Source organism: Mesorhizobium sp. P5_C1 (assembly GCF_054049815.1).
In genome coordinates this window covers 1-783 of record NZ_JBFULQ010001224.1, presented here as the reverse complement: position 1 = coordinate 783, position 783 = coordinate 1, and the positions used below count along the sequence as shown (strand labels likewise).

1 protein-coding gene is annotated in these 783 nt (G+C 59.6%); it reads left to right on the top strand.

The window, feature by feature from the left end; translation table 11 throughout:
- Positions 1-71: 71 nt before the first annotated feature.
- A partial coding sequence (locus tag ACXJ7R_RS35010; protein ID WP_457155785.1) for a carbohydrate ABC transporter permease occupies positions 72-783 on the top strand: 712 nt, incomplete at its 3' end.

The following is a 783-nucleotide window of genomic DNA, read 5'->3' as shown; positions in this document are numbered from 1 at the left end:
TGTTCATGGTGATCGTTCTCACCAACCTCTACCTGTACCTCGCAAACCGCCGTACGAAGGGAGCCTGACCCGTGGCCGAATCGATATTGGGAAAGCTCGGCTTCGGCAGGGCCAGCGGAGTAGACAAGGCCGGCTGGGGGCGGACGCTCGCCGTGGCCGTCGTCGCCTTTATCTATTTTCTGCCGGTGCTGTTCATCATATTCACCGCCTTCAAACCGCAGGGCGACGCGCTCCTGGTGCCTCCGACGCTGTCGCCCACGTCGCTGTTCGGCTTGATTCCGGACCATTTTGTATTCAAGCCCACGCTCGAAAATTTTGGGTCCGTCTTTTCCCGCTCGATGACGCCGGACGGTGCCCCGGAAGCGACAGGATTCGACCGTTATTTCTTCAACTCGATCTTCATCGCCTCGGCGTCGGTGCTGCTGGCGCTGGTCATCGGCACCCTGGCGGCCTTCGGCTTCTCGCGCTATCCGCTGAAAGGCAATGACACCTACCTGTTCATCATCCTGACCACGCGCATGCTGCCGGCGATTGTGGTGATCATTCCGGTGATCCTGATGTTCCGCGTAGTGGGCCTGTCGGGCTCGTATCTCGGCATCATCATGCTCTACACCGCCTTCAACCTGGCCTTCACCATCTGGATGATGAAGAGCTTCTTCGATGAATTGTCGCCAGACGTCGAGGATGCCGCCCGCATCGACGGATCGTCCGGAATGCGGGTGTTCTTCAAGATTTGCCTGCCCCAGGTCATTGCCGGGCTCGCCGCCACGTTCGTGTTCGGCC